Consider the following 21,983-nt stretch of genomic DNA (forward strand, 5'->3'; position numbering starts at 1 on the left):
GCCCTGCTGACGAGTCACTGTCTCACGGTTTCTCGAGTGGACGCGGGTGGACTCAAACCGAACACCTGGCAGCGGTTCGAGCGGCTCAGCTCCGCGTGGAATCAGGCGAAACTCGGCTCCGGCGATGAACCGCAAGATGCCGTCGAAGACGAGCCGAGCGTCGTGACGAACCCTAGGAGACGAGCTAGAACACCGCTGACGGACAGCCAAGTGGACGATATCCGAACTGCGCGAGCGAACGGCGAGAGCGTGATCTCCATCTGTCGGCGGTTCGATGTGCATCGGATGACGGTGTGGACGCACACGAAGCACCTGCTGTCGTGATCGACGCCGCGCCTCAACACACTCAGCAGGATTGCGACGTCAGACGGATCAGCTCCCCGTGATTGGGAGCGAACCGCGCTGAGGCTACGTTGCGTCGACCGTGAGCGGCACACGGAGATCGGTCGCGACGGGCGTGTAGAGGTCAACACCCTGTTCCCTGGTCTTAAGAGAGACGATCAGCGAGTACCAGACAGGCAAGTCAAGCCGATCCTTTCGGCTGATGAATCGCACCGGGTTCACTGGCTCTTCCCCAGCTGCCGGACAGGCCTAGCGCAACCGGGGCGAGCGCCTCATCGAGCAGCGCATCCGCGACCGTCCCTGCCACCGCGTCGAACGACATTAGGTCGACTCCGGCGGGATCGTTCGACCAGAGTGTGAGCGCGGGGGCAGTCACGACACCCCTCCGAACCATAACGCGGCACCACGCCTTGCAAGGTCGCGCTTGCGCTCCTCGTAATCCGGCATAGCGCGGGCGAGCAGTTCCCAGAATGTCGGGCCGTGGTGTGCCTCACGGAGGTGTGCTAGCTCGTGCACCAAAACGTACTCAACGAGTGCCGGTGGCAGCTGCAACGTTGCCCAGTGGATACGCACCTTGCGGCCCGCGGTCGCGGTCCCCCACTTGTGCGCGAGGTCCCGCACTTCGATCGGGACATCGTCAACGCGCAGCCGCTCCGCCCACGCCCCAGCACGTGGCCCGAGCCAAATCTCGCCGCAGCGGCGGTACCACGCGATCAGAGCCGCGTCGCCCGCCGGAGCAAGACGTTGAGGCAGGACCAGCCGTCCGCGTTCGAGGCGGACGTCGCCATCTGAGTCCACAAGCTTGAGCCGGTAGCTGCGGCCGAGGTACGAGAAGCCCTCGCCGTCAACCAGCTCCTTGGTGACCGGCTCGTGCTGCAGAACCTCCTTCTCCGCGAGCTTGCGGTAGACCCACTCGCGCTTCGAGGCAAGGAACTGCTGCAGCTCCTCGGTTGCCACGTCTTTGGCGGCACGCAAACGCAAGGAGCCGTCAGCCTCGATGGTGAGCTTTGCCCGGCGGCTGGTGCCGCCAATCTCAACAGGCACCTGGAGATCGTCGAGCTGAAGGAGGGCCGTCATGAGCGCCCTCGGCCCTTGACGTGCTCAGCGATCAGCGACTGGTTCGCCCGCGCCAGTTCCATGAGCCGATCGGCAATGGCAGCCTGCTCGGAGAATGGGAACAGATCCCGGTCGTCCAAGCGGCGGATGATGTCTTTATGCAGCTCATCCTGTGCATGTGAGTTATGCCAGAACCGGACGATGCCCGCGTGCTGAGTGACCTCAACGACGAGCTTTGCGGCCAGATGCATGATGTCCGCCCGCACCTCGTCGGGCAGGGTGGCGCTGGTGGCGAACTCACTCTCCAGCAGACCGTAGAACCGGGCGACCAGCGGGTCCTCATGCACGCGCGTCGCGGCCGGCTCGTCGACGACATCGCGAAGCAACACCTCAAGCGCCAGGCTGAGCTGATCCCACTTGCCGGTGAGGGTCCTTAGGATCTCGTCGAGCCGCTCGGAGAGCTTGGTGTAGCGGGCCGGGTCCTCGTCGAAGTTCTTCCGGATGTGGAATCGCAGAGCGTGCTCCATCTCGGAGGCCTTGGCCTTGTCCGAGGTGAGGCCCTTGACCTTGGCCAGGAACTCCGGGTCGGTCACCGAGACGGGCGGGATCTTGGTGGCGATGTCGAGCGCCGTCACGTGCTCGTCGATGAGTGTCCGGACCTTCTCGCCGTAGAGCGAGGCATCGAAGTCACCGAGTCCATCGTCGCGGTAGCGGCGCCTGGCGACCTTCTGAATGAGACCGAAGCGCTTGGCGTCGGCCACAAACGGCAGCGCCTCCGGACGAGGCAGGATGGTGTTGAGCGTGGTGAGAAACTGCTTGAGCAGCACGCCGAAGCGAGCCCTAAGAGCGTCGTCTGAGAGCAGATCGACACAGGCTTCAATGTCCTCATCGAAGTCGAAGCTCTCGATACCAGCCTGAGCAAAGAGCGCCACCACGCGTGCGTGCCGATCACGCAAGTTCGGCACCTCGTCGGTGATCGAGGCGAGCGCGCCAACCGCATCCTCGGCGTCCTCGGGGGCGTAGGCCTGCAGCGCCTTCTGCAGGTGGGCGCCGACGCCGAAGTAGTCGACCAGGAGGCCAGCCGCCTTGCCCGGTGCCGTCCGGTTCACGCGAGCGATGGCCTGGAGCAGCTCGGCGTCCTGGATGAAGCGGTCAAGGTAGAGCGCCTGCTCAACGGGGGCATCAAAGCCGGTCAGCAACATGGTGCGTACCAAGAGGAAGGCGACCGGGCTGGTGTGCTCTCCGGGCAAGCCGAGCGGCTGCTTGAACTCCGCAATGACCTTGTCCTGACGGCCCTTATCTGTCCACTGCGCCCAGGCCGGATCGTCGTTGTGGTCGCCGGAGATCACCGGCACGAAGTCGAGGATGCGAATGAGCTCGAGGTGGGGCAAGGCGCGCACGAGCACCTGCCGCCGTCGGTCCAGCCCGTCGATATCGAGGCTGCCGTCCTCAGCCCCGCGCACCAGGTACTCCGGGAGCCTCTCGATCTGCGCGACGAGTTCATCACGGGCCGTGAGCAGCGCCTCCCGGTAGCGGACGGTGGCAAGCCTGCTGGTTGCCGACAGCTGCGCCTTGAAGCCGCCAGGGAGCACCGTCGACACGTAGTGCCACAGAATCGATTTCGCCTTGGCTGCAATGAGCTTCGGCGCCTCCAACACCGCGCCGGTCGTGGCGTAGCGCGCCTTGAGCTTCTCGACCTCCTCGGTCGTGTGCTCGGCGAACATGTCCTCGAACAGCTCATCCAGGTCGCTGCCGCCAGCCACTGCACCCTTGGCCGTGCGCCCCTCGTAGAAGATCGGGACGACGGCACCATCGTGCTCGGCCTGTCGGATCGTGTACTTGTCGATGAACGGTCCGAAGATGGCGTCGGTGCGCTTCTTCCCTTCCCGCATGATCGGTGTGCCGGTGAAGCCGATCTTGGCCGCGTTAGGCAGCGCCGCCATGAGGTTGGCGTGCAGTGTTGAGGTCTGGGAGCGGTGCGCCTCGTCGACGAGGATCACGATCGTCTCGTCAGTGTTGAGCACACCAAGCGCCTCATTGGCGTCGTCCCCCGCTATATGGGCCACAGTCGCATCGGCATAGTCGGTGTCTCGGTACTTCTGGATCATGGCGAAGGCCAGCGCTGGACCCTTCTCAGCGAGGATCGTCTTGAGCTTGCTGGTACGGCGAGCGCGCACGACTCCTTCGCCGGAGAGCTTGGCGGTCTCGGACAGCTGCTTTTCAAGGTCGGTCCGGTCGGTGACGACCACGACTTTGAAGGCCCGGAGCACAGGGTCCGAGCGCATCGCGCGCACCAAGAAGACCATGGTGAGTGATTTGCCCGAGCCCTGCGTGTGCCAGATGAGGCCACCGCGTCGATCGCTCTCGCTATCCTGACCACGGGTCTTGCCGGTCTTGAGCCGCGTGAGCGCTCGGCCAACTGCGCGGTACTGCTGGTAGCGAGTGACGATCTTGATCCGCCGGCCATTTACTTCGGTGAACAGCGTGAAGTGGCGGACGATATCGAGCAGGTTAGATGGTGTCAGCATCCCGGCAGTGAGCAGCTCCTGGCCGGTGAGGTCCGCCGCGGGCTTGCCGAATTGTGATGCCAGCTCGTCACGGATGAGCGGGAAGGGGTCCTTCCACTCGATGAAGTGCTCCGGTCCAGCGGTGAAGGTGGCGACGCGAGCTTTGTCGCCGTAGGTGGAGACCACGAACTGGTTCGTCCAGAACAGCTGCTCGTTGCCCTCGGGAAGCCCGAGGTGACGCTGGTTGGCATAGCGCCGCAGCTGGTTGATGCTCTCAGCCATAGGGTCGGTGACGTACGGGCTCTTGCACTCGATGACTACAAGTGGGATGCCATTAACAAACAGCACGACATCCGGGGCCACGAACTTCTTGGCCTGGCCGCCGGGCTCATCCACCCGGAACTGGCTGATCGCTAGGAAGTCGTTGTTGGCTGGATTCTCGAAGTCGATGAACTGGACACGCTGTGAGCGCCCCTGATCCCAGTCCGGCAGGCCGGCTACCGACACGCCCTCAAGAAGGCGCTCAGTCATCCGCTCGTTGAGCTCGACGAGCTTGCCCACTTCAGCGCGTGTCAGGGACGAGACGACCTCGGCCAGGCGGCTGTCGTCCAACCACGCGTTGCCATCCGGGCCAGGGTTGATCTTGAGCAGCGCAGCGCGGAGCCGGTCCTCGAGGATCGAGCCACGGAACGAGTCGCGTTCCGTCACCGCCGGGTCCGACTTCGAGCCCTCGATCACCTTCCAATCGAGGCCAGACAACTGATCAAGCAGCGGCTTCTCGACCTCGGTGTACTCGGGGCTCTGGCTCATGAGGAGACCACGGCTGGAACGCGGACACGGCCAGTAAGGAGATCGCTCGCAAGCCCGAGTTTCAAAGTTCGGAGTTTCTCGCGCTCTTTCTCTTCAGCGACAATGCGCCTCTCGATAGAACGATAGACAGCAACCATTCGTTGCTGGCACTCAGGACTCGGTGCCGGAAACCCGAATTTCTTCAACACGTGGATCGAGACCTCAGCTCGCGTCGTGCCGACAACAGCCAGGTCGAGGCGTCGCTGAGCTTCGCGACTCAGAAGATAGAGGCGCGCAAACTCTGGCAATATATTCTTCCCAAACCGGAGGCGTGCCAGCTCTCGGCTGATGTTTCCCGTGTAGTGTTCCGGGGCAACTCCGGCACGCCCGATAGTCCCCTTGATCGAGAGTAGGACATCTCCCGGAGCAACCCGGCTTCGCCGATACTGTGCGTCGATTGCCGGCTTCGTACGATGCAGGTCAGTCTCGAAGTCGCCGCTGAGGTCTCGGATCGAGAGGACGGGGACACCACCGGCCACGAACTCACCGGACTGAACGATGCCGTAGCAAATGTCCGCCACACAGAGATGGGCTAGAGGCTCTCGTTGTTCTGCTGGGATCGCCGCGACGAGGTCATCGACGAGACCATTAGCCTGAAGCCGAAGCTTGTTCACCAACTCGTTTGAGATCCGAATCTGGCAATCCAGTGTGTCGAGCAGTTCCGCGATCGCCCCCTGCTCGTCGAGGCCTGGCAGTCGAATCAAATAGCGATCCAGGTCACCACGAGTTACGTGCTTCATTGTCGTCCCATGCGACTTCGCCGCAAGGCGGTCGAGGTGATAATTGATGAGATGGTGAAGGAATCGCACGTTCACATCGGGAGCCGGGGTCACCTTGAACAAGTGCTGATTGAGGTACGCGGGCCCGCGATTCCAGAACACAACTGCGAGTGTTGCGCTCCAGGAGAAAATTAGATCTCCGTCCTCAATGAGGTAGGGCTCTGCCGTCGGCCCCTCGTAACGATCCGGTTCAACGGTAGGATCGAGGAGTTCTCGAATCCTAACGATCGGCAGGCCGTTCTCGCCCCAATGCTGGGGCTTGAAGGCAAACCCGTTGAGATACGTGCCGAGGGAGGCTAGGGAGCGAGGTTCCCACTCCGAGTACGCTCGTCTATTCATAGCCGAGCTCCTTCAGCATCCCGGCAAGGGTTGTTGTGACGGCGTCACGTTCGGCCTCGAGCGTCGAGAGCGGCGTCCGGTACTTGTCCCACCATGCCTCGAAGGCCGCGATCGCGGCTCGTCGGTGCCTGGTGATTCGGTCGGTGGCCTCGGCCAGCAAATCGTGTTGTAAGGCATCGAGCACGATCAGGCGGGCCGACGTGTCGTCGAGGGCTGTGCTCGCTGCCGCTAGATGATCGGCGAAGGACGCCTTCTCGACCTTGCGCTGCTTCTTGGTGGCCGTCAACTTGCTCTTCAGCTTCTTGAGTTCGGCCGGCGACAGGGCCTCTTCGGCGGGTTCGTCGCTCTCCTCCTCATCATCGGAGACAGTGTCCGCCTTGATCGTCCTATCCAGCTCAGCGACCTCGGCTTCGAGCGTGGCCAGCCGGTAGAGGTACTCCGGCAGCAATGCACGGGCCACCTTGTGGTCGAGCGGGTTGACCTTGGCCTTCTCTTCGGCCAGGGCGTCGAGCACCGTGGCGACCCAGGCCTCAATAAGACCGCGGTAGCCGTGCGTCGCGAGCGTTTTCAGGTCCGGCAGGCTCTCGCCCCACCAGGACGCCACGATGCCGCGGATCGCGAACGGATCGAGCAGTGGCGTCGAAGCGAGGGCCTCCCGGAACGTCTCGATCAGGTCCTTGCGGAGGTCGACGAGGTCACCCGGCTCCTCCAGCTTGTCGACGCGGGCTTCCTGCTCCTCCCACCAGACGCCAATCACATCGAGTACAGCGCTCTCCGCCGCGAGCACTCCAGCGTCGGCTTCGATCAGGCGACGGAGGTCGCGCCGCTCGGTCACGACGTCCGCAAACTGTAGGTAGTCGTCACTCCTTGGCGCCAGCAGGTGCTCGGACATGAGGCCGTGCGCTGCGAAGAGATTCGCCTTTGCGCTCACCTCGCTCTTTGGGATGCCGCCGTGCAGGTGTGCCCGAACGTCCTGCGGTTCGGGAGGCGGCGTGGTGTCGACGTAGCGTCGGATGTTGAGGTTGTCGTCGTTCTCGGCCAGCTCGCTGCGACTGACTCGGCGCGCGAAACCGGGGACTTCCTCGAACGTGCGGTATGCCGAAACGATCTTCTCGAGGTGCTCGGGCTCCAGGTAGTTCTGTGCCCTGCCCTCTCGGTAGTCCCGGTCCGCGTTGATGAACAGCACCTTGCCTGCGCGGTCTCTCGGCTTCGAGCCGAGCGGCCGCAACACGAGGATGCAGGCTGGGATGCCCGTGCCGTAGAAGAGCTGCGGGCCGAGGCCGATGACAGCCTCGATGAGGTCGTCGTCCAGGAAGCCAGTGCGGATCCTCCCCTCGTCACCACCGCGAAAGAGCACGCCGTGCGGCATGACCGTGGTTACGAGGCCACCAGGCCGGGTGACGGCCAGCATGTGCTGGACGAACATCAAATCGGCCTTCTTGCCCTTCTCGGGCGTGTAGCCATAGCGAAACCGCTCAGGGAAGGGCATGGCATGGGCTGAGTAGTTCATCGAGAACGGCGGATTGGTGATCACGCGGTCGAAGCGCTGCAGCTCCCCGCCCGTGATATGGGCCGGGTCCTCGAGCGTGCCGTCGTCGTTGTTCCGCAAGTCAGCGTCGGGGATGCCGTGCAGGAGCATGTTCATCTTGGAGATGGCCCAGACGCTGCCGTCCTTCTCCTGTCCCGCGAGCGCCAGGTTGCGGCCGTCGCCGCCCGACTCCTCCACATACTCCTTCGAGAGGATCAGCATGCCGCCAGAGCCCGTACACGGGTCGTAGACGCTCATGCCGGGACGCGGGTCGGCGATCTGCACCATGAGACGGACGACATCGCGGGGCGTGTAGAACTCCCCGCCCTTCTTGCCAGCCGAATCAGCGAAGTCACGGATCAGGTACTCGTACGCAGCGCCGAGGAGGTCTGGGAACTCAAAGTCCTGCTGCTGGAGGGGCACCTTGTTGAAGTGCATGATCAACTCACGCAACTTCTTGTCAGACATCGACGATTGTCCGATCTTGCGGTTGAAATCGATGTGCTGCAGCACCCCGTCGAGCGACCGGTTGCTGTGCTCCAGCTCCTCCAGGGCCTTGTTCAAACCGCTGCCCACCGCCTTGTGGAGATGATCACGGATCTGCTCCCAGCGCGCCCGCTGGGGCACGTAGAAGGTCTTGTAGAACGACGGTGACTCGGCGCGCTGCTCGGCCTCGGCCTGGGAACGTCCACGGGAGCGCTGCTCGGCAATGACCTGCTGCTGCTCCGCCTCGAACTGGTCCGAGGCGTACTTCAGGAATAGCATCCCGAAGATGTACTCCTTGTAGGCGGAGGCCTCCATGGAGCCGCGGAGCACGTCGGCGGCGGCGAACAGGTGCCGCTCTAGTTGCGGCAACGTCAAGCGAGGCATCCGGCAGCTCGTCCTTTCTGGCGCGCGTCAGCCCCATCCCAGGGCCTGGCAGCGGTACAGGCGGAGCTACATACGGCAATTTTAGCAGTGGAGGCCGACAGAACGGCCCAACTCCAGGCAAGGCGCCAGGGCGGTGTCGGCGCAAGATCGTTCCCGCGAGTCCGACGGCGAGCACCGCTCGTAAACGAGGCAAGTCGGATCAGCCATGTGGCTGCGGCCACGAGCGGGTCTCCATGCAGTGCTCCTGGCGCCGCTGTATCGGTCATCGAGGTCGGAGCACCTGGCTGAACCCGCTCGCAATGCCATTCATTCGGGATGCGACACCAGCCGAGGCAAGGAGTCTCAACTAGAACTCTGTGGACGCGGGCGGACTCAAACCGAACACCTGGCAGCGATTCGAGCGGCTGAGTTCCGCGTGGAATCAGGCGAGACTCGGCATCGATGATGCGCCAGACAGTGCCATTGACGACGAGCCGGGGGTCGTCGCGAACCCTAGGAGACGAGCTAGAACACCTCTGACGGAGAGCCAAGTGGACGCTATCCGAACTGCCCGCAAGAACGGTGAGAGCGTGATCTCCATCTGCCGACGATTCGAGGTGCATCGGATGACCGTCTGGACGCATACGAAGGATCTGATCGCGTAGACCTCTCGAGTTCAACCCAGGAGGTAGTCCTCGGCGCTAAGCGTCCTTCCGATTGACACTGCCTCAGGTACTCAAAGACGTTGACAACTCCGGCCTATGGGACCGGTCTATCCACCTTGGACCTCGTCTCGGCTAGTCGGAGTGCCATCAGGGTGTGACCCTCCGAACGCGGCCTCGATCTTCGCGGTCGCGTCGATGTCGATTCTGGGTCGGGGTGTCTCGTCATCCCGCAAGTCATGCCAACACCGGCGCACCCGCTGGGGTCACAAGTGCCGGAGCGCCTTGCGGCCGAATGATCGCCACCTGGTGTCGCGCGCGGGTGATGCCGACGCGCAGCAGACGTCGCGCTGCGGCTCGCTGCACCTCGGTGTCCGTGTCGCGAAAGAAGTTGCCCTGGTACTGCCCCTCGACGAGCAGGACGCCATCGAACTCCTTGCCCTTGGCCTTGTGGATGGTCATGAGCACGCAGCCGCGTGGGTCGCGCTGGTCGGCCTGGAGTCTGCCTACCTCGAGCGCGCGACGTACGAGGCCGACGGCGCGGCCGTAGCTACCGTGGAGATCCCACGCCGAGGCAAGTCGGCTTCCGATCTCATCGGTTGCGCGGAAGAGTCGGACGAACTTGGCGTTCGCCAAGAGATCAGACAAGTCATTCCCGGCGCCGAGCAGATCACGCGCGTGTAGCCAGTCCTGTGCCGGATCGCCCTGAAGCACTAGACCGCTGTCGTACGAGGCGGTGAGGGCCTTGGCGCTCTTCAACCGCTGCATCTCACCTTTACGCGCTCGGTCAGCGGCGGTCCGATACCGCTCGCTGGTCTGCCGGGCGGTGTTGCTCGCGTTGGCAGCATTCTTCGCATCAAAATAGTCGGCGATGCGATCGAAGGTCTGGCCAAGTGCAGCCTCCTTGGGGTAGCTCTGCCATTCCAGAATCGAGGCCACTACCAGGGCGGCCGCTGCGGTGAGGTCTGCGTCCCACAGCACGTCGTGCTCAACGGGTCTGATCGTCTGGCCGTTGAAGCTGTGTTCTTGCCCCAGGATTGTCGATAGCTTCCCAATGAGCGCGTTCGTTCTTGCGAGTACGACGACGGACGGATGGGCGATGCCCGCCTTGCGGAGCGAACTGAGCATCCAGATGACGCCGGCGTGGACGGTGCTGTCGAATGCGTTGGCCCAGTAGGCGCGCGTGATCACGTCCTTGGTGTCCGGGAGAGGCCGGTTCATCAGCACTGCGTTGGCGTACTGCAGGATACCGGCGTCAGGGCTTCGGTGGTTCTCGCCACTGAGGTCGAACTCCGCGGGTCCGAGGTGATCACGCAGATGGTTGATGCGCTCCGGGTCCACACGCGCGTCATAGTCGAAGATCCGCTGATCCGGGTCGGCCATGAACACGGTCTTCGAGCGTGCGGACAGCGCCTTGACCAGCGCCCATTGTGCGTCGTCGGTGTCTTGGAACTCGTCCAGGATGATCACGGGGTACTTGTTAGCGAGTAGGGCCGCAATCGATGAGCTGCCAGCGACGAGTTGGGCAGCGGCTGCGGCGAACTGCCCGAACACGTAACGGCCTTCATCGCGTGCGAGACGTTCGACTTCAGCGCCCCAGTCACCGTCGAAGGCGGCCTTGGCGAGGTTCTCATCGCCGGGATAGACAATGCGCGGAACGCGTCCGGTGAGCAGGCGACCATGCGCACGTAGGATGTCCATCGCGAACGCGTGGTAGGTGCGCACGACGATCTGCCGACGCTCGTTCGAGCGCAAGATGTCGCGGCAGCGGATCTCGACCTGCCGGACGGCTGCTCGGGAGAAGCTGAGGAAGAGGATCTCCTGGCCGGGCTGCAGGACGTGGAGCATCGCTTGCGCTTTCAGGAGCGACAACGTGGTCTTGCCGGAGCCGGGGCCACCGAGCACCAACACGGGGCAGTCGCGATCCAGGGCTCCCTGGGCGGTCTCGGATAGCTGCACCTCCACGGCGCCTACTCTTCGGGCTCTGCGGAGCCGGTCGCTGATTGAGCGTCGTCCAGTATTAGTTCAGGCTCGTCCTGGAGCTGTTCGTTGATAGTGAGAAGCGCGTCGCGGATGAAGGCGGGCAGCTCGTCCTCGGTCTGACACTGCTCGATGAGCGTGCCGGTGTACCCGAAGCCGAACGCATCACCCTTGCGGGCCTTCAATACCTTCACCGCCAGCGCGGCCAGGTCATCTTCAGCAACCTGCTCGGCCACGTACGGATAGCTCGTCGGATAGTCGTCACGCTGCACGACTTCGTCGAGGAAGCTCCGCATCACACGCGTCGGAACCTGCTTCACGAGGATCTGCTCAATGCCCGTCTCCGGCGACTCCCAGAACTCGTCGAACGACTTGATGTTCTCCGTCGCGTCCGCTGCATCAGGGGCCTTCAGCTTGTCACGTATGCCATAGACCCGCTTGCCGAGAGACTTGAAGATCGGAGCATACCGCGGCACCTCGCGGTCGTTACCCGCGTTGAAGAGAGTGACGCCAGTGAGATCAACGTGCGAGTAGTCGCCCCGGAACTGCTCGAGCGCCGATGAGACGGCGTGCACGGCAACCATCTCCGTCTGCCCCTCAAGGACGAGGACGGCGCGGCTCAGGATCGCCTCAGCAAACTGGCGGCGCTGCGTGCGGTACGTCTTCGGCTTCACGCTTGTAGTGTCGATCGGTGCGCCGGAGAAGGTATCCCCGTCACGAGAGAGGATCACCACGTTCTCTGGGTCGAACTGCTCGATGATATAGGGCGAATGGGAGGTGACGATCGACTGTCCCATCTGTTGCACTACGTACTTCGTCACGCGCCGCTGGGTGTGGGGAGGAAGCGCGATCTCCGGCTCCTCCATCACGAAGATGACGGATTGGTCTTGCTTCAGATCCGCGATGATCGTCAGCAACGCGAACACCAGCAGATTGATCGAGCCGGTGCCCTGCTTGGCGAACGGCACCGAATGGTTGCTCGGTTGCGTCGCAACGAAAAGGCGGACGACCTCGCGGAGGTGCTCGCGCGTCAGGTCTGAGGCGAAGAACGCCGCGGAGTCCTCACCTGGGGCCAGGTTGACGAACTTGCCGAGGCGCGTGCGGATATCTTCTCGGATCACCTTGAGCTGTTCGATCTCTCCGATTGCCGGATCAAGATCTTGCAGCGCTCCAAGTGCGTCCTGCCACATCTCTGCTGCGCCCTCGCCGCCCAGCCGAAGTATCGTGTCGAGCAGCGAACCGCGTTGCAGGCTAAGCGCGCGAGATCCGGTGCGCAGTGCTCGCAGGAAGATGAAGCCGCAGAGCCGCTTGTGCGCACGGCTGAACTGCGCGCGGCCCGATCCGAGTGATGCGCGCTGGTCTTCGTCGAGCTCGTCAAGCTCGGGTAGCGGGTGGTCGAAGAACGTCTCTCCGATGAAGTCGTCTTCTTCGCGGTCATAGCGTCCTACAAAGATGATAGGGAGCGCCCAGACAGTTCCATCGTCGTCAGCGGATTGGACGCTGTCCGGTTCCTCATCGATGAACGAGAGTTCCTCGTCGTCCCAGCGCCGGAGGTGTTGGAAGAACCGGCGCAGCTGCTCGTCCGAAAGGTCGGTCAGCACGGCGCGAACGCGAATCTCGCGTGGGTCGCCCTCGTCGCCAAGATATGTTCCGTGGGAGAAGTCATGCTCGTCGATGACCGGACGACGGTAGAGGCGCTCCGGACCCAAGACCAGCTCGAGCGCCTCGCACACCGTGGACTTCCCGATGTTGTTTCCGCCGACCAGCAGGGTGTGCTGCTGGAAGACGATGCGTCCCTCTGTGATGCCGCGGAAGCTCTCGATCTCGAGCTGTCTGACCCTCATACCGCAGTCTCCTCGTCATCGGGGGACGTCGGCACGTTGGTATCAGTCGCTTCGTCCAGAGCCGCTCGGACCAGAAGCAGCGAGATCACCTCGTCGACCAGCTTTCCGAGCTTGCGGACGTTGCCGGTGCCGCTCGCATGAGCGTAGAGCAAAGACTTGATCTTGTCGCTGTCGAGTGCCGCCTGCTCATCGGTCGAGAGAACTTCAAAGCGACCATCTACCAGCCGATCGATAACCTGCCTAATCTCGTCGGGAGACAGCGGCTCGAACGGGATCAACGCATCGAAGCGCGAGTACAGAGCGTCCCCAAGCGCTTGGCGGACCTCGTCTTCTGAGCCGTAGTTCGATGTACAGATGATCAGTGCCGGACCAAGCTGCACCCGATAGTTCTTATCTTCGAAGACGCCTTGGTCAAAGACTTCGTAGAAGGCGCTATGGAAGACGGAGTTAGCCTTGTCGAATTCGTCGATCAGAATCACACCCGAGGACCGGTCGAGAAGATCCCGCGCGAACGAGCTCTCGGAGTGTGTGCCGCCAAAAACATAGGAGGCGAACTTGTCACTATGGAACATCGAGAACTGCTTACGAAGCAGCTTGCCACCAAGAAGTCCGTTGATGAACTGGGCAGTCTCGGTCTTGCCCACGCCGGACGGACCGTAGAACATCAGGACGACTGGCTTGGGGCGCCGATCCGTAGTCAGGGGGTAGAGGGCAGCCAGCATCCGTTCTCGGACTGCCCGCTGTCCAACGAGATGCTCCGCGAAGCCGTCGCGGAACTTAACCAAGGTGTCGCGCGTGACGACCGGGTAGGCAAAGGACTCAACCTTCGTCTTGAACACTCGGTCCAGCTGCGTATGGATGTGTTCTGGCGGGTTGTGTAGGAGCAAGTGCTTTGGGTTGATCTCTCGCACGAGACCAACGAAGTTCGTGATGGCGTGCTCATGGACACTCGCGTAGTCACTGGACATCGCGATCAGGCGATCTGGTCGCGGCGCTGGCGCCTCCTCCTCGGCGCTCTCTTGCCCATCGACAGTGTGCCGGATGCGGCGTCTGGCTTCGTCGCGTTCGTTGACGGCGTCGAGCAGGTACCGTCGAGATCTCTTGCCGAGTTGCTTCTCGAACCATGAAAGGGGGCCGTAATAGACCTTGACCTTCGTGTCACTCCCCATACTCGACTCCCGCAAGGATGACGTCGTACACGTCCAGAAGCGTGTTTGACTCCGTTGAGACGCCGTCGACCACGTCCAGGCCCGTCACAGGTGCGGGCTCGGCACCGGGAGCCATCTCGGCCTGCATAGTCAGGCTGGATTCCGAGGCCTTGCCGACACGGATGCCGTGAAACACAAGACGCATCCGACCAAGATCAACCAGTCCATAGTTGTTTCGGAACGCCTGAATGTTGAAGCGCAGGATGCGCTTCGTGCCGTCCGCACTCTGTCCGAGTAGCTCGTAATACCCCTTCGCCGACGTCAGTGCGCTATCCAATTCGGCAAGATTGACGGGTAGCTCATCTATCTTAAGCATCGCCAAGTACGGCGTGTACATCTTCATATACGCCGCGGATTCGCTACGAGCAGTAACCGTCAGGCCTTCAAGCCGCTCGATACCCTTCAGCTCACCAAGCTTGCTGAGGTAGTCGGTCAGGATGGTATTCGAGAGCGTCTTGTTGAGGATGCTGCGTCCAACCGCCGACGCACTCGCAGCAGCGCCAGCCTCGACAGATCCCCCGAAGAAGGGCAGCCAGTTGAACTTTGCGGCGGCCTTCGCACGCGCCTCAGCCTCCACCTCAGCTGTCCGTTCCTTGGTCAAGTCCTTCGAAGAAGTCTCTTTGCCCCCCGCCACGATATCCAGCAAGTCCGAGGCCGACTCCTCATCGAAGTAGACAATCTTGATCAGAGGCGGATTCGCCTGGTCTTTGCTTGCACCAACCATCAGTCTTCACCTCCGGCTCCGCCGCTCAGCAGCCTGGGCTTGTCGGCCGTGTAGTTGTAGCTGACCGCCCCGATCGGTGCGGCGTCGAAGTGGTGGTCGACAAAGCGGGTACGCGTCGCCCGGCCCCAGTCCAGGTCGTCGAGGATCATTTCCCCCAGGGCATCGAACCCGACGAGGCTCAACGTGCTTGGGTAACCCCAGGGCCAGATCTGCGGAGATACCGCCGCCATCGTCTGCCTCGCTCTCTGGCGATGGCTCGGCTGCGCGAACTCGCCTGGTGTCAGAGATTCATGTCATCTACCAGTATCTCGAAAAGGTCGCCGCGAACGGGCGACGACACGACCGCGCGCTGCGCACGAGTCGGCCCTCACGGCTACATGGCGGATGACATCCGCGACTGTCAGCGTCCCACCGAGCAGGATGTGGACGCCGCCGCGAGCTACGGCGAGCAGCCGAGTAGCGCCGCTCCCGCACAGGATGCTGCGCTGATCCGCGTAGACGACCATTTCGTCGGCGGTGACGCGGACGCGCTCCGTCATGCTTCTTCACGCCCGCCCGCCTGAGTCGTTCACAGACGGTGCCCGTGATCGATTCGCGGCGCGCGCCTGTACGGCCCAGCATCTATGCGCTGGCCGATTGCTTGGGCGCGGCGCAGAGCGGCCGTGGCGGCACGGTGTTCGGCGCCTTGTTCAGCGGTGACGCTTGTCTTCTTGTCGCCCAGCGGCGAAGTGCCGATGATGTCGTAGCGGTAGCGGTACAGCGCGACGGTGGCCGCGTGCGCTTCCCACCGCTCTCGCGCCTCGGGTCGTGGACTCGGCTGCCCGAGCCGCGCCACCCAAGCGGCTCTGGCTTCCTGGGCATCGTGCAGGAGTCGGCGCGCGGCGGTCTCGATGAGCGTCTGCCGCTCTGTGAGCGCGGGCCGCATGCCGTCTGCGATTGGCTCGGCAAGCGTCGAGATGAGTCCGGCGACTCGTGCCCTGCCTCGTCTACCTGGGGACTGCCGCACGATCAGGTGACAGTTTGACCTGCCCGACGGTTTGGTTTCCACTCTTGGTCGCTAGCTTCCGGTGGTGGTGAGTGCCCGTGGGGTGCGGGCGAGGTCGTAGTCGTGGGGTGTCGCGTACTCGAGGGAGGAGTGCCGTCGACGACGGTTGTAGAACACCTCGATGTACTCGAAGATCGCGTTCGCGAGCTCGATGCGCGTCTTCCACGTCTTCCGGTTCAGCAGCTCGATCTGCATCGTCGACCAGAACGACTCCATCATCGCATTGTCGAGGCCATCGCCAACGGTCCCGAACGACGGCAGCAGGCCCGCTGAACGGATCTTCTGAGTGAAGACCCAGGAGGTGAACTGGACTCCATGATCCGCATGAACGATCCCTCCAGGACTCGGCTGACGTGCACGGATTGCCATGTCCAGAGCGTTCACGACCAGGGCGGAGTCCTGTGTGGAGTCGATAGCCCAGCCGATGATCTTGCGGCTGCAAGCATCCAGCACGGCGGCGCAGTAGATCTTGCCCTCCCGGGTGGGATGCTCTGTGATGTCCGTGACCCACAGCTCGTTCAGCGCGAGACGGTGGAACTTGCGGTTGACCAGGTCGTCCGCTGTGGCGACCCCTTGAGTCGCTTGATTCTGGCTGGGCCTGGAAGGCCACCGATTCCGGCGCGAGTCATGAGGACGGAGATGAGCCGGCTGGAGCACGAAATGTTCATTCCGATGGTGAGCTCGGCGTGGATGCGGCGGTAGCCGTAGGTGCCGCGGGAGGCGACGTGGATCTCCCGGATCAGGCCGGTCAGCCAGCGGCGGCGCAGCTCAGTGGCACTGGTCGGGCGCTTTCGGTACCGGTAGTAGCCCTGACGGGAGACGCCCAGCAGGCGGCAGCAGGTGCTTGTGGGTGCCCCGGCGTCGACGAGTCGGTCGATCACCGGGTGCGCCCTTTTGGGGCGACTCCTCCCTCCTCGTCGAGCCACGTCGCAGCCCGGCGGAGGATCGCGATCTCCTGCTCGAGCTGCCGGACACGGCCGCGCGCCGCGCGGAGCTCGGCAGATTCCTGACTGCTTCGTCCCGGCCGACGGCCGTGGTCGATATCGTCCTGTCGCAGCCAGTTGTGGAGGGTGACCTCGTGGATGCCGAGGTCCAGTGCGGTCTGCTTGACCTGGCGGCCCTCGCGGACCAGAGCGATGGCACGGGCACGGAACTCGGGAGGGTACGGGCGGGGCATGCGAAGAGCCTTCCATGAAGACCATCGACTAGCGACGTCAACTGGAAACCGAGCCATAGGTCAGGTCAAGATGTCACCTATCCGTGCGGCAGTCCCACTCACGCAGAAGTTCGAGACCGGCGGCACCCCCATGCGTGCACCGATCGGCTACCTCAACGTCCGCAAGCGCGACGAGCAGGGACGGGAGTACCGCACCGTCGAGATCGACCCCGATCGTGCACCCCTGGTGCGGTGGGTGTTCGAGCAGTACGCCACCGGGGAACGCACCGTCGTGGACCTCCTCGCCGAGGTCACCGCGCGCGGCCTGACCACCGTCCCGACACCGAAGCGTCCATCCGGTCCGGTCGCACGGTCCGGATTCTTCAAGCTGCTGCGCAACCCGTACTACGTCGGCATCGTCCGCTACAAAGGCGCCGAGCACCCCGGAGTCCACGAGCCGCTGATCGACGTCGACACCTGGCAGCAGGTTCAGACGCTTCTCAACGCCAACCGGATCGCTGCCGAACGGCGCCGCTCCCACGACCACTACCTCAAAGGCACCCTGTTCTGCGGTTCGTGCGGGTCCCGGATGCAGCTGGACTACCCGGCGAACAAGCAAGGCATCCGCTACGCCTACTACGTCTGCTCCGGGCGCGCATCGAAACGGAAGTCCTGCACTCGCCGCGCCGTGCCCGTCGGCATCGCCGAGCAACTGGTCGCGGACTGCTACCAGGAAATCTCGATCACCGAGGCCGAGTACGCCGCTCTCGCCGCGAAGGTCGAGGCGGCGTCCGATGAGCGCCTCGCTTCACGCTCACAGGAACTGGCCGACCTGACCGAGAACCGTCAGCGACTCCAGAACGAGAGCGACAAGCTGCTGGCCGCACACTTCGCCGACGCCATCGATCTGGAGACGTTGAAGCGCCACCAAGACCGCATCCGCGCCGGGCTCGCGGACATCGACCGTCGCCTCGCCACCGAACACGACCACCACGCGGGAGCGCGTAAGCAGCTCGCCACTGCCCTGAGCCTGCTCGTCGACTGCGCCAGCCTCTACGCCCGCACCGACGAGCAGGGCAAGCGGCTGGCGAACCAAGCACTCACCAGCGGCATCGAGATCAGCGAAGACGAAAGGGCGACGATCCGACTCGCTGAGCCGTTCGCCGCCCTGACACCCGCACCCACATCGGCAGATGTCAGGAGTTCTAGTACGTCTTCAATTGTGGAGCTAAGGGGATTCGAACCCCTGACCTCTTCCATGCCATGGAAGCGCGCTACCAACTGCGCCATAGCCCCGTATCGGGTGCCGCCTCATCGGGCGACTCGTAGAGAATACAACGCTCCGATGATCAGGGGAAATCGGGAGGGAGGTTGTGTGACACCAACCTCATCAGGCCGTTCGCCGGCTCGCCGTGCAGCGGCTCGAGCACGGAGCGGTGGCAGTTCTCGAGCCCGGCGATGCCCCGGAAGTCGTGCGTGTCCAGGCCCAGCAGGGCGGTGATGCCCAGCGTGATCGCGGCGCCGTGCGCCACCACCATCACGGTCCCGCCGGGATGGTTCTCCATCAGGGTGCGGCAGGCGGAGGCGACCCGTGCGGCCACCTCCGGGCGGTCCTCCACCCCGAGGCCGAGCACGGGCCGGTGGGCGCGCCAGTCGGCGTGCTCGTCCGGCCAGCGCCGGCGGATCTCCTCGCCGCGCAGCCCCTCCCACTGCCCGAAGCCGCGCTCGAGGAAGGCCTCGTCGGTGCGCACCTCGAGATCGGTGTCCCGGCTGATCACGCGCGCGGTCTCGCGGGCGCGCAGAAGCGGGGAGGCGATCAGCACGTCGGGCGGATCCGCGGCGACCACGGGCGCGAGCGAGGCGGCCTGGCGCAGCCCCGCCTCGTTGAGGGGGATGTCCACCTGACCCTGCAGGCGGCCCTCGCGGTTGTAGTCCGTCTGCCCGTGGCGCACCAGCACCAGCCGGGTGCGGGGGCCCCTCACGCGGAGCGGTCCGCGTCGATCTGCAGGTCGATCACGGGGGCGTCCCGCCACAGCCGCTCGAGGGCGTAGAAGGCGCGGTCCTCGGCGTGCTGCACGTGCACCACGATGTCGCCGTAGTCGAGCAGCACCCAGCGGGCGTCGCGCTCGCCCTCGCGGCGCAGCGGCTTGCGCCGACGCTCGGTGAGCAGCGCCTCCTCGACGCCGCCCACGATGGCGGAGACCTGGCGCTCGGACTCCCCGCTGCACACCAGGAACACGTCCGTGATCACCACCAGCTCGGAGACGTCGAGGCCGATCACCTCCTCGGCGAGCTTGTCGGCGGCGGCCTGCGCGGCGACGCGGGCGAGGTCGAGGGATTCGTCGGGAGCGGTCACGCGGCAGCGTCCTCCAGGAGCGGATGGTCGAGGGCGATCCCCGGGAGCGGGGAGAGGGCGTCCGCGGAGGACGCCACGCCGGGGCCGAGGACCCCGGTGAGCAGCAGGGCGATCAGCGCCACCAGCGCGAGCGCGATGAGCACCCACACCACCCACACCAGCGCGCGACCGCCGGTGTTCTCGGGCCGGTGCAGCACCTGGCCCTCGAAGCGCGGGGCGGGGCGCGGCTCCGGGGCTTCGGTGACGGGGAGCTCGCCGAGCTCCACCCCGTCATGATCGTGGGTCGCGGTGGCGGCGCCGTCCTCGGCCACGGGGGCCTCCGGCGCGGGCTCCGCGGTGCGGGCGACCTCGGGGGCCGGCTCCTCGCTGAGCTCGATGATGCGCGCGCGGCGCCCGAACTTGCGCAGGGTGGGGACCGGGGCCTCGGCGGTGGGCGGGGCGACGGCGCCGCGCACCCCGGGCACCGCGGGCTGTTCGCCGGAGGCCTCCACGGAGGCGCGCGCCTCGAGGGCGGCGCTCTCCTCGGCGCTCAGGGCCCGGGCGCGGCGGCCGCGCCGCGGGGTGGTCTCGGGCTCGGTCATCGGCCGTCACCTCCTGTGTAGAGGGCGTACTTGTTGATGTATTGGACGACCCCGTCGGGGACGAGGTACCACACCGGCTCCCCCGCGGCGACGCGGATGCGGCAGTCGGTGGAGCTGATCGCCATCGCCGGCACCTCGATCAGGGTGACGCCGTCCTCGGGCAGGCCGGAGGTGTCCAGCTCGTGGCCGGGGCGGGTGACGCCCACGAAGTGCGCGAGCTCGAAGATCTCCTCCGTGTCCTTCCAGGTGAGGATGTTCTGCAGCGCATCCGCGCCGGTGATGAAGAACAGATCCGCCTCGGGGTGCTCGTGGTGCAGATCGCGCAGGGTGTCGATCGTGTACGTCGCCCCCGGCCGGTCCACGTCCACCCGCGACACGGTGAACACCGGGTTCGCGGCGGTGGCGACCACCGTCATCAGGTAGCGGTGCTCGGGATCGGAGATCTCCGAATCCGCCTTCTGCCAGGGCCGGCCGGTGGGCACGAAGACCACCTCGTCGAGGCCGAAGACGCTCTGCACCTCGCTGGCGGCGACGAGGTGGCCGTGATGGATGGGATCGAACGTCCCGCCCATCACGCCGATCCGCCGTCGCTGCAGCTCCACGGAGGTCAGTGGTCGGTGTCGCCGGAGGCGTCGCGCTTCGCGTCGAGGCTGCGGTGGTGGGCACCGCCGGTGAGCCAGGTGATCCCCAGCAGCACCATCAGGATGGCGAAGATCCCGATGCCGACGGCGGGGGCGCTGAGACCCTCGCTCGCTTCGGCGCCGGACTCGGCGAGGATCATGAGCTGATCGATCATGGTTGTGCAGGCCTTTCCACGGGTGACCGGCCCATCATCCCACAGGGCCGGCGGAGGTCGGCGCCGGACGCGCGCGCGGTGTCCGCTCGGTCACGGCCGCACGTGTCCCTGCCCCACCACCAGCCACTTGCTCGCGGTGATCTCCCGCAGGCCCATGGGCCCGCGGGCGTGCAGCTTCTGGGTGGAGATGCCGATCTCGGCGCCGAACCCGAACTCGCCGCCGTCGGAGAAGCGGGTGGAGGCGTTGGCCATCACCACGGCGGAGTCCACCTCGGCGAGGAAGCGCTGCTGGCTGCGCAGATCCCGGGTGAGGATCGACTCGGTGTGCCCGGTGGAGTGGGTGCGGATGTGCGCGAGCGCGGCGTCGAGATCCTCCACCACCGCGACCGCGAGCTCGCGGGCCAGGTACTCGGTGTCCCAGTCCTCGGCGGTGGCGGGCACCACCTCCGCCGCGGTGCCCGCGGCGGCGAGGATCTCCCGGGCGGCGTCGTCCGCGTGCAGGCGCACGCCGGCCTCGGCGAGCGGGGCGGCGAGCAGCGGCAGCGCCTCCTCGGCGATCTCGCGATGCACCAGCAGGGTCTCCAGCGCATTGCACACGCCGATCCGCTGGGTCTTGGCGTTGACGACGATCGGCACGGCCTGTGCCGGATCGGCGGAGGCGTCCACCAGGATGTGGGTCTTCCCCGTCCCGGTCTCGATGACCGGCACCAGGGAGTTCTCCACCACACGGCGGATCAGGCCGGCCCCGCCGCGGGGGATCAGCACGTCCACCAGGCCGCGGGCCCGCATCAGCACGTCCACGCCCTCGCGGCCGTGGGCGTCGATGCCGACGATCAGGTCCTCGGGGAGGTCGTGGGCGGCGAGCACCGAGCGCAGCACGCCGATCAGCGCGGTGTTGGAGTGCAGGGCGGCGGAGCCGCCGCGCAGCACCACGGCGCTGCCGGCCTTGAGCGCCAGACCGGCCGCATCGACCGTCACGTTCGGCCGCGCCTCGTACACCATGCCGATCACGCCCATCGGCACCCGCACCTCACGCAGCTCGAGCCCGTTGTCGAGCATGGAGCCGCGGATCACCTCGCCGATCGGGTCCGGCAGCGCGGCCGCGTCACGCAGCTGCTCGGCGATCGCGGCCACGCGCTCCTCGTCCAGCGCGAGACGGTCGCGCAGGCCGGGGGCGATGCCGGCGGCGTCGGCCGCGGCGAGATCGCGCGCGTTGGCGGCGACCACCTCTCCGGCCCGGTCCACGAGGGCGTCCGCCATGGCGCGCAGCACGCGGTCCTTCTCGGCGCGGTGGAGTCGCGCGAGCGCCGGCTGCGCCTCCTTCGCGGCGCGGGCGGCGTCGAGCACGGCGGCGGTCACGGGAGTCTCCATGGCGGGAGTCT

Annotated in this window: 17 protein-coding genes, 1 tRNA gene and 2 pseudogenes; 1 reads left to right on the forward strand and 19 read right to left on the reverse strand. The window is 65.0% G+C overall.

Features of this window, described 5'->3' with window-relative positions:
- Positions 1–714 precede the first annotated feature (714 nt).
- From DWV08_RS06445 to DWV08_RS06495, 11 genes and pseudogenes are all read right to left on the reverse strand, one after another.
- A complete protein-coding gene (locus tag DWV08_RS06445; protein WP_115413046.1) occupies positions 715–1,419 on the reverse strand; it encodes a YgjP family zinc-dependent metalloprotease in 705 nt (234 codons plus the stop codon).
- Positions 1,416–4,715: a type I restriction endonuclease subunit R gene (locus DWV08_RS06450; RefSeq protein ID WP_115413047.1), complete on the reverse strand. Its 3,300-nt coding sequence runs from the start codon at positions 4,713–4,715 to the stop codon at positions 1,416–1,418. Before DWV08_RS06450 ends, DWV08_RS06445 begins: the two co-directional genes overlap by 4 nt.
- The gene (locus DWV08_RS06455) at positions 4,712–5,872 is read right to left on the reverse strand and encodes a restriction endonuclease subunit S (RefSeq protein WP_115413048.1); all 1,161 of its coding nucleotides are present in this window, start codon (positions 5,870–5,872) and stop codon (positions 4,712–4,714) included. The genes DWV08_RS06450 and DWV08_RS06455 overlap by 4 nt, the downstream gene beginning before the upstream one ends.
- Positions 5,865–8,270: a type I restriction-modification system subunit M gene (locus DWV08_RS06460; protein WP_115413049.1), complete on the reverse strand. Its 2,406-nt coding sequence runs from the start codon at positions 8,268–8,270 to the stop codon at positions 5,865–5,867. Before DWV08_RS06460 ends, DWV08_RS06455 begins: the two co-directional genes overlap by 8 nt.
- An 878-nt stretch (positions 8,271–9,148) precedes the next feature.
- Positions 9,149–10,876 carry a UvrD-helicase domain-containing protein gene (locus DWV08_RS06465; protein ID WP_115413050.1) on the reverse strand — a complete coding sequence of 576 codons (1,728 nt, stop codon included), beginning with the start codon at positions 10,874–10,876 and terminating at the stop codon, positions 9,149–9,151.
- A 5-nt stretch (positions 10,877–10,881) separates the two neighbouring features.
- Positions 10,882–12,735, reverse strand: a complete 1,854-nt coding sequence (locus tag DWV08_RS06470) for an ATP-dependent nuclease (protein WP_115413051.1) — start codon at positions 12,733–12,735, stop codon at positions 10,882–10,884.
- Positions 12,732–13,904, reverse strand: a complete 1,173-nt coding sequence (locus DWV08_RS06475; RefSeq protein WP_115413052.1) for an AAA family ATPase — start codon at positions 13,902–13,904, stop codon at positions 12,732–12,734. The genes DWV08_RS06470 and DWV08_RS06475 overlap by 4 nt, the downstream gene beginning before the upstream one ends.
- On the reverse strand, positions 13,894–14,667 hold the full coding sequence (locus tag DWV08_RS06480) for a DUF6414 family protein (protein WP_115413053.1): 774 nt from the start codon (positions 14,665–14,667) through the stop codon (positions 13,894–13,896). Before DWV08_RS06480 ends, DWV08_RS06475 begins: the two co-directional genes overlap by 11 nt.
- Positions 14,667–14,849, reverse strand: a complete 183-nt coding sequence (locus DWV08_RS06485; RefSeq protein WP_162801513.1) for a hypothetical protein — start codon at positions 14,847–14,849, stop codon at positions 14,667–14,669. Before DWV08_RS06485 ends, DWV08_RS06480 begins: the two co-directional genes overlap by 1 nt.
- Positions 14,850–15,235: 386 nt before the next feature.
- Positions 15,236–15,592 carry a hypothetical protein gene (locus DWV08_RS06490; protein ID WP_206516754.1) on the reverse strand — a complete coding sequence of 119 codons (357 nt, stop codon included), beginning with the start codon at positions 15,590–15,592 and terminating at the stop codon, positions 15,236–15,238.
- Between the two features lie 132 nt (positions 15,593–15,724).
- Positions 15,725–16,889: pseudogene (locus tag DWV08_RS06495) on the reverse strand (IS3 family transposase).
- Positions 16,890–17,019: 130 nt separating this feature from the next.
- On the opposite strand from DWV08_RS06495, the pseudogene DWV08_RS17410 reads away from it, so the two are divergent.
- Positions 17,020–17,580 (forward strand): annotated as a pseudogene (locus DWV08_RS17410) (recombinase family protein); the annotation flags it as partial.
- Positions 17,581–17,682: 102 nt separating this feature from the next.
- On the opposite strand, the gene DWV08_RS06510 reads toward DWV08_RS17410, so the two are convergent.
- The 8 genes from DWV08_RS06510 to DWV08_RS06545 form a co-directional block, all read right to left on the reverse strand.
- Positions 17,683–17,964, reverse strand: coding sequence for a hypothetical protein (locus tag DWV08_RS06510; RefSeq protein WP_115413055.1), 282 nt, complete (start codon positions 17,962–17,964; stop codon positions 17,683–17,685).
- A 127-nt stretch (positions 17,965–18,091) separates the two neighbouring features.
- A tRNA-Ala gene (locus DWV08_RS06515) sits at positions 18,092–18,164 on the reverse strand.
- 53 nt (positions 18,165–18,217) lie between these two features.
- On the reverse strand, positions 18,218–18,850 hold the full coding sequence (locus tag DWV08_RS06520; protein ID WP_115413056.1) for a histidine phosphatase family protein: 633 nt from the start codon (positions 18,848–18,850) through the stop codon (positions 18,218–18,220).
- Positions 18,847–19,224, reverse strand: coding sequence for a ribosome silencing factor (rsfS, locus tag DWV08_RS06525; RefSeq protein WP_115413057.1), 378 nt, complete (start codon positions 19,222–19,224; stop codon positions 18,847–18,849). Before rsfS ends, DWV08_RS06520 begins: the two co-directional genes overlap by 4 nt.
- Entirely contained in the window at positions 19,221–19,805 is a 585-nt protein-coding gene (locus DWV08_RS06530; RefSeq protein WP_115413058.1) for a flagellar biosynthesis protein FlhF, read from the reverse strand. The genes rsfS and DWV08_RS06530 overlap by 4 nt, the downstream gene beginning before the upstream one ends.
- The gene (nadD, locus tag DWV08_RS06535) at positions 19,802–20,407 is read right to left on the reverse strand and encodes a nicotinate-nucleotide adenylyltransferase (protein WP_115413059.1); all 606 of its coding nucleotides are present in this window, start codon (positions 20,405–20,407) and stop codon (positions 19,802–19,804) included. Before nadD ends, DWV08_RS06530 begins: the two co-directional genes overlap by 4 nt.
- Positions 20,408–20,412: 5 nt before the next feature.
- On the reverse strand, positions 20,413–20,601 hold the full coding sequence (locus tag DWV08_RS06540) for a hypothetical protein (RefSeq protein WP_115413060.1): 189 nt from the start codon (positions 20,599–20,601) through the stop codon (positions 20,413–20,415).
- A 90-nt stretch (positions 20,602–20,691) separates the two neighbouring features.
- The gene (locus DWV08_RS06545) at positions 20,692–21,972 is read right to left on the reverse strand and encodes a glutamate-5-semialdehyde dehydrogenase (protein ID WP_115413061.1); all 1,281 of its coding nucleotides are present in this window, start codon (positions 21,970–21,972) and stop codon (positions 20,692–20,694) included.
- Positions 21,973–21,983: the final 11 nt, after the last annotated feature.

The organism is Brachybacterium saurashtrense, assembly GCF_003355475.1.
In the GTDB taxonomy this organism is placed as follows: Bacteria; Actinomycetota; Actinomycetes; order Actinomycetales; family Dermabacteraceae; genus Brachybacterium; species Brachybacterium saurashtrense.